The 7052-nt window shown below is 67.0% G+C and carries 5 protein-coding genes; all 5 read left to right on the top strand.

Annotation, left to right across the window (positions count from 1 at the left end; genetic code table 11):
- Nucleotides 1–140: 140 nt before the first annotated feature.
- The 5 genes from OXR08_RS10665 to OXR08_RS10645 all read left to right on the top strand — a co-directional run bounded on the left by OXR08_RS10665 (nucleotide 141) and on the right by OXR08_RS10645 (nucleotide 7050).
- Nucleotides 141–1172 carry a LacI family DNA-binding transcriptional regulator gene (locus tag OXR08_RS10665; protein WP_112383184.1) on the top strand — a complete coding sequence of 344 codons (1032 nt, stop codon included), beginning with the start codon at nucleotides 141–143 and terminating at the stop codon, nucleotides 1170–1172.
- An 84-nt stretch (nucleotides 1173–1256) separates the two neighbouring features.
- Nucleotides 1257–3044, top strand: a complete 1788-nt coding sequence (locus OXR08_RS10660; RefSeq protein ID WP_267349675.1) for a DUF885 family protein — start codon at nucleotides 1257–1259, stop codon at nucleotides 3042–3044.
- Between the two features lie 90 nt (nucleotides 3045–3134).
- Nucleotides 3135–5621 carry a TonB-dependent receptor gene (locus tag OXR08_RS10655; protein ID WP_267349673.1) on the top strand — a complete coding sequence of 829 codons (2487 nt, stop codon included), beginning with the start codon at nucleotides 3135–3137 and terminating at the stop codon, nucleotides 5619–5621.
- Complete coding sequence (locus OXR08_RS10650) at nucleotides 5621–6373, top strand: tetratricopeptide repeat protein (RefSeq protein WP_267349671.1); 753 nt, start codon at nucleotides 5621–5623, stop codon at nucleotides 6371–6373. Before OXR08_RS10655 ends, OXR08_RS10650 begins: the two co-directional genes overlap by 1 nt.
- Nucleotides 6367–7050, top strand: a complete 684-nt coding sequence (locus tag OXR08_RS10645) for a Fe2+-dependent dioxygenase (protein WP_267349669.1) — start codon at nucleotides 6367–6369, stop codon at nucleotides 7048–7050. Before OXR08_RS10650 ends, OXR08_RS10645 begins: the two co-directional genes overlap by 7 nt.
- Nucleotides 7051–7052: the final 2 nt, after the last annotated feature.

Below are 7052 nucleotides of genomic sequence, written 5' to 3'. Positions count from 1 at the left end.
GTTCAAGCTGGTCCCCGAACTCACCGAAAAGCTGTAAAGACCACCCCCCGCCGCCGTCCCGTGACGCGGCGGGGGAAATCGCCGTGAACGCTATCATAACCGATTGTTACGCGTGCAATTCTTCGTCTAAACACAATGGGATGAGTGACAATCTGATCGATCCTGCGCAGTCGCGCGTTCGTACCATTGCCGATCTCGCGCGCCTGGCCGGCGTTTCGGCGGGAACGGTATCGCGCGCGCTGGCGGGCAAGTCGCTCGTGAACGAGGAAACCCGGCTGCGCATCCAGGCGCTGGCCACTGCGCACGACTTCCGCCCCAACCAGATGGCCAGCCGCCTGCGTACCAAGCGCACCGGCGTGATCGGCGTGGTGGTGCCGCTCGGCCATGAACGGCGCCAGCACCTGTCGGACCCCTTCTTCATGACGATGCTCGGCCATCTTGCCGATGCGCTGACCGAAAACGGCTATGACGTCATGCTGTCGCGGATCATTCCGGACGCGGACGACTGGCTGGAACAGATCGTCAATTCCGGCATGATGGACGGGGTCCTGCTGATCGGCCAGTCGGACCAGTTCGAGGTGATCGAGCGGGTCGCGCGTCGCTATCGCCCCCTCGTCGCATGGGGCAGCACCATGCCGGATCAGGTTCACTGTGCGGTGGGCAGCGACAATATCGCGGGCGGGCGACTGGCCGGCGAACGCCTGATCGCGCGTGGGGCAAAGCGGATCGCGTTCCTGGGCGATGTGCGTGCCCCCGAAATCCGCCAGCGTTACGAGGGCGTGGCGGCCGCGATGGCGGCGGCCGGGCTGGCGGACGGTCCGCTGCAACTGACCACGCATCTCGCCTCCGACATCATGGAGCAGGAGATCGCGCAGCATCTGTCCGCGGTGGGCGACCGGATCGACGGCATCGCCGCCGCATCCGACGTGATCGCGATGACGGCGATGCGCGTCCTTGCCGACCGCAATATCCGGGTGCCGGACCAGATCCCCGTCGTCGGCTATGACGACCTGCCGCTCGCGATGCAGACGGTGCCGCGCATCACCACCGTCCGCCAGGAAATTGCGGCGGGCGCGCGTGCGATGGTGCAGGCGCTGTTCGCGCGCATCGGGGGCGAGGACGCGCCCGGCGTCGTCATGCCGCCGCTGTTGATCGAGCGCGATTCCGCCTAAACCGCTTGGCGATAATATTATACTGTATATAAGGAGCTTGCCTGCCTCTTCCTGAGGCCGTCACCATCGCCACCGGAGGAAGCCATGCCCTATCATGCCCGCAGGATCAGCACGCGGACGGGGCGCATGGCAGGTGCGCTGGCCGCGCTGCTGTTGGCCAGCGCGGCGCCGGCCATCGCGACGGCACAGGGAAGTGCCGATGCCCGGCTGAAGACGCTCTACACCGAGGAATATGCCTGGCGCGAGCGGCAGCAGGGCCCCGGGGAGGACAAGCCCGACGCCACCGCGAGCGGCCTGCCCGATGTCGGCCCGGCAGCACAGGCGGCACGGCTCGCCCGCTGGGAGGCGACCGCAAAGGCGCTGCAGGCGATCCGCCCCGCCACCCTGTCGCCGGCCGCGCAGGTGGATTATGCTGTCTATAAGGGGCAGATCGACGCGCTGCTCGCCGCGCAACGCTTCCGCGATTACGAGATGCCGTTGACCGCGGACACCAGCTTCTGGAGCGACATCGCCAGCGCGGCGCGCGGCCGCCTCGTGACCGAGCGTGACTATCGTCGCTACATCGCGACGCTGCGCGACGTGCCGCGCTATTTCGACCAGCAGATCGCCAATATGCGCGCCGGGTTGCAGCGCGGCTTCACCATTCCGCGGGTGACGCTGACCGGCCGCGACATCGGTGTCGCGCAGGTGGCCGAGGCCAAGTCGGTCGAGGACTCGCCCTTCTGGGAGCCGATGCGGACGATGCCCGCCTCGATCCCCGCCGCCACCCAGAAGACGCTGCGCGACGAGGCACGCGCCGCGATCACCACCGCCGTGGTGCCGGCGCATGTCCGACTGCTGACCTTCCTGCGCAACGATTATATTCCCGGTGCGCGACCGACCACCGCCGCGGCCGACCTGCCCGACGGCACCGCCTATTACCGCTCCAAGATCCGCGAATATGTGACGCGCGACATGACCGCCGATGCGGTCCACGCCACCGGCCTTGCCGAAATGGCCAAGATCCGCGCGCGGATGCAGCAGGTGATGCAACAGGTGAAGTTCGGGGGCGATCTGCCCGCCTTCCTCACCTATCTGCGCACCGATCCCAAATTCTACCCCAAGACGCCCGAGGAACTGCTCTACCGCGCGGCGTGGATCGCCAAGACCTTTGACGGCAAGGCGTCTGAGTGGTTCGGCCGCCTGCCGCGCAGCCGCTTCGCGATCAAGCCGGTGCCGGCCGACCTCGCCCCCTTCTACACCGGCGGGCGCGGCGGGCCGGGTATCTATCTGGTCAACACCTATAATCTGCCCGCACGGCCCTTTTATGCGCAGGTGGCGCTGACGCTTCACGAAAGCGCACCCGGCCATGCCTTCCAGATGCCGCTGGCGATGGAGAATGACGGGCTGCCCAAGTTCCGCCGCGACTCCTACCTGTCCGCCTATGGCGAGGGCTGGGCGCTCTATGCCGAGGCGCTGGGCGAGGAAATGGGCATGTACGAAACGCCCTATGACCTGTTCGGCATGCTGTCCTACCAGGCGTGGCGCGCGGCGCGGCTGGTGGTCGATACCGGCATCCATGCCAAGGGCTGGACGCGCGAACAGGCGCAAACCTATCTGCGGGACAATACGGCGCTGTCCGATCACGAGATAACGACCGAGGTCGACCGCTACATCGCGTGGCCGGGTCAGGCGCTCAGCTATTATATGGGGCAGTTGGCGATCCAGGCGGCCCGCGCCCGTGCCGAAAAGGCGCTGGGTCAACGCTTTAGCATTCGCGCCTTTCACGATGCCATTTTGCAGCTCGGCTCGGTGCCGCTCAGCGTCATCGACGCGCGGGTCGACCGCCTCATCGCGGAGGGCGGCAAGGGTCCCTATCCCGACGAGGAATGATTGCTGAATTATTTCTGCGACCGCCTCGCACTTGCATTGACGCTGCGATAGATTCGCAATAGCAGGCCCTCAAAATCTGAGGGGGACCCTATGACTGCTGTTGCCACGCGCTCAACCAGCGCATTTCTGGCCTTGTCCTGCATCGGTGCGTTCGCGACCGCGCCGGCCGGTGCGGACGAGGCGAAGACCCCGCCCGCCGCCGCGCCGGACCAGGATCGGCCGGAGATCGTCGTCAACGGTCACCGCGCCAAGCCAGACGCCGATCCCAAGCAGGTCGCCCCGCTGGTCGATACGCCGCGGTCGGTCATGGTGCTGACATCGGACGTGATCCAGCAGACCGGGTCGACGACCCTGCAGGAGGCGCTGCGCACCATCCCCGGCATCACGTTCGGCGCGGCCGAGGGCGGCAATCCGATGGGCGACCGCCCGTTCATCCGCGGTTTCGATGCGCAAGGGTCGATCTATCTCGACGGCATGCGCGACATCGGTTCGCAGAGCCGCGAGGTCTTCGCCGTGGACCGGGTGCAACTGGTGCGCGGATCGGATTCGACGCTGGGCGGACGCGGCGGCGCGGGCGGCACGATCAACATCGTGTCGAAGCTGCCGCAACTCGGCACCTTCGGGTCCATTTCCGGCAGCTACGGCAATGCCGATTTCAAGCGTGTCACCGGCGACATGAACGTCAAGCTGGCCGACACGGTCGCCTTCCGCATCCAGGGCCTGTGGCATGATCAGGACTTTGCCGGGCGCGACGCGATCTACAATCGCCGCTGGGGCTTTGCGCCTTCGCTGACGGTCGGGTTGGGCACGCCGACGCGGTTGACCGCCAGCTACTACCGTTTGGAAACCCACGAACTGCCCGATGGCGGACTGCCCTATCGCTACACGCTGGCCAATGCGCCGGGCACCGGCACCATCGTCAGCACGCCCGCACTCGGCCGCTTCACCACGATCGGGGGGCGCACCGGCATAGTCGACCGGGCGAATTTCTATGGCCTTGTCGACCGCGATTTCCGCGACACCACCACGGATCAGGCGATGGTCCGCATCGAGCACGACCTGACCGGCACGGTCACGCTGCGCAACACCGCACGCTATGCCCATACGACGCAGGCGTTCATCTTCACCCAGCCCGACGACAGCCAGGGCAATGTGTTTGGCACCGCCGCGACCAATCCGACCACCGGTGATCCGGCGACGCGGGGCGACCGGCTGAACGGCGGCTATGTCTGGCGGCGCAGCAACACGCGCCACAGCGTGGTGGACAGCATCGTCAACCAGACCGATCTGTACGGCACGCTGGACACCGGCGGCATCGAGCATAGCTTTGCGATGGGCGCGGAATTCGCCTGGGAGAAGGCCCGCCGGGGCACCTTCGTCCTCGCCAATGGCAGCACGGTCAGCCCGCGGTGCAACACCACTTCCATCGCGCGCTACAATTGTACCGATCTGTTCGCCCCGACGCCCGGCGATCCGTGGGTGAACTATGCCAGCGACATCTCGACGGTCGCCACCCCGATCGTGAAGGGTGCGCCCACGACCGAAACGCAGCAGGATGCGACGACGCAGGCGATATATGCCTTCGACTCGATCACCCTTGTGCCGCAACTGATCCTGAACCTGGGTGCCCGGTTCGACCGGTTCAAATCGGTGTTGACCCCGCCGGGCGCACTCCAGACCCGCATCCGGCGCACCGACGAACTGTTCAACTGGCAGGCGGGCCTCGTCTTCAAGCCGACGCCGGAGACGAGCGTTTATGCCAGCTACGCCACGTCTGCCACGCCGCCCAACAGCCTGATCGGGGAGGGGCGTGAGGACAATGCGCTGCCCACCAACCTGACCACCGAGGCCAACCGCGCGATCTTTGAAGCGCTGGAGCCGCAAAAGACCAAGTCGTACGAGGTCGGCGCAAAGGCCAGCCTGATGGGCGAGCGGTTGCAACTGGGCATCGCCGCGTTCCAGACCGACATCAGCAACGCGCGCGTGCTGACCGATGCGAATACGGTTGATTTCATCGGGCGCAGCCGGGTGCGCGGCATCGAGCTTTCGGTGTCGGGCATGATCCTGCCCGGCTGGACGGTGTTCGGTGGCTACAGCCATCTCGACCCGAAGATCCTCGACGGCGGTTTCACCGCGCTGACCGCACCGGCCACCGGCGGACGGCCCGCGCAGATCGTCTCCGTGCCCTCCGTCAATACCGGCCGACAGATGCCGCAGACGGTGCGGAACAGTGTCTCGGCCAGCACCAATGTCGAACTGTTTGGCCGCTTCAGCATCGGCGGCACTGCCATCTACATGGATCGCATGTATGGCGGCTATCAGGACAATCGCAGCGCGGTGCAGACGGCGGCCGGCGTGGTGACCGTTAATCCCGCCACCAAGGTGCTGTTGCGTGAAATCCCCGGCTATTGGCGCTTCGATGCCCGCGCCGCGCTGAAGCTGACCGACATGATCGAACTCAGCGTCAACGCCCAGAACCTGACGGACAAGGCGTATTTTAGCCAGGCCTTCACGACCCACAACGCCAATGTCGCTGCCGGACGCACGGTGTTCGGCACGGTCAACGTCCGCTTCTGATGACCATTTCCGATCCCGCCTGGCCCGCCCCCGCCGCATTGCCGCCCGAGGAACTGGCCGCGCGGCTGGCGACCCCCGGCGCGGCCCGGGCCGCACTGGTCCATGCCGCGGCGCAGGCGGGGGAGGCGGAGGCGCAGCTGGTCTATGGCCAGATGCTCCTCGATGGCACCGAAACGCCGGCTGATCGGCGGGCGGCGCTCGACTGGTTCACCCGCGCTGCCGCGCAGCATCACCCGATGGCGCTCAACATGGTCGGGCGATGCTACGAACTGGGCTGGGGCTGCGCGGTCGATGCCGGGCGCGCCGTCGCCTGCTACCGCATCGCCGCCGGGCAGGGACTGGCGGAGGCGATGTATAACTATGCCACGCAACTGGCGCTCGGCCACGGCGTCGCGACCGACCGGGCGGAGGCGCTCCGCTGGCTGCAGCGGGCCGGCGACCTTGGCTATGCGAAGGCGGTGAACTTCATCGGCAGCTTTGCCGAGGATGGCTGGGCGGGGCCGCGCGACATGGCAAAGGCCGCGCGTTGCTACGCCCGGGCGGCCGAGGGTGGCGATTTCCGCGCCGCCTTCAATCACGCCCGGATGCTCGGTGCCGGGGGACAGGTCGAGGGTGCACTCGAATGGCTGGCAAGCGCGGTGGCCGGGGGCACGCCCGCCTTTGCCGCACGCGTCATCCATTGGTGCGCCGCCAGCGACATCCCCGCCTTCCGCCGCTATGCCGCAACGTTGAGGGAGGGCAGGGCATGTTGATCGCGATACCCGATGTGCTGGACGGGGAGGGCGTGGCCCGGCTGCGCGGCTTGATCGATGTCGCGGAGTGGGTGGACGGCAACGCTACCTCCGGCCCGCAATCCGCGCTGGCCAAGCGCAACGCGCAATTGCCCGAAGGCTCGCCGGCCGCGCGCCAGGCGGGGGGCATGGTGCTCGACGCGCTGGCCCGGTCGCCGCTGTTCATCGCCGCCGCATTGCCGCTCAAGGTGTTTCCGCCGCTGTTCAACCGCTATGCGGGGGGCGACGCCTTCGGTCTGCATGTCGACAACGCCATCCGCATCCAGCGCGGCAGCGACTTTCGCATCCGCTCCGACCTGTCCGCCACGCTCTTCCTGTCCGATCCGGACAGCTATGACGGCGGCGAACTCGTTATCGAGGAACAGTTCGGCGAACAGCGGGTCAAGCTGCCTGCCGGGCACATGGTCGTCTATCCCGCCTCCAGCCTGCACCGGGTGACGCCGGTCACGCGGGGCACGCGTGTCGCATCCTTTTTCTGGATCCAGTCGATGGTGCGCGACGACGGCGCCCGCCGCATCCTGTTCGAACTCGACCAAAGCGTGCAGGACATCGCCGGCCGCGACGGGCAGGACGATCCCATCACCATCCGGTTGACCGGCGTCTACCACAATCTGCTCCGCCGCTGGGCGGAGGCCTGAAC

Origin of the sequence: Sphingomonas sp. GM_Shp_2, from assembly GCF_026540875.1 — a bacterium.
In the GTDB taxonomy this organism is placed as follows: Bacteria; Pseudomonadota; Alphaproteobacteria; order Sphingomonadales; family Sphingomonadaceae; genus Sphingomonas; species Sphingomonas carotinifaciens.
This window is presented reverse-complemented; position numbering and strand designations above follow the sequence as displayed.

What these genes read in the sequence shown, in the direction of transcription:
- OXR08_RS10665 (WP_112383184.1), top strand. Translation starts at nt 141, where the DNA reads ATGAGTGACAATCTGATCGATCCTGCGCAGTCGCGCGTTCGTACCATT.
- OXR08_RS10660 (WP_267349675.1), top strand. Translation starts at nt 1,257, where the DNA reads ATGCCCTATCATGCCCGCAGGATCAGCACGCGGACGGGGCGCATGGCA.
- OXR08_RS10655 (WP_267349673.1), top strand. Translation starts at nt 3,135, where the DNA reads ATGACTGCTGTTGCCACGCGCTCAACCAGCGCATTTCTGGCCTTGTCC.
- OXR08_RS10650 (WP_267349671.1), top strand. Translation starts at nt 5,621, where the DNA reads ATGACCATTTCCGATCCCGCCTGGCCCGCCCCCGCCGCATTGCCGCCC.
- OXR08_RS10645 (WP_267349669.1), top strand. Translation starts at nt 6,367, where the DNA reads ATGTTGATCGCGATACCCGATGTGCTGGACGGGGAGGGCGTGGCCCGG.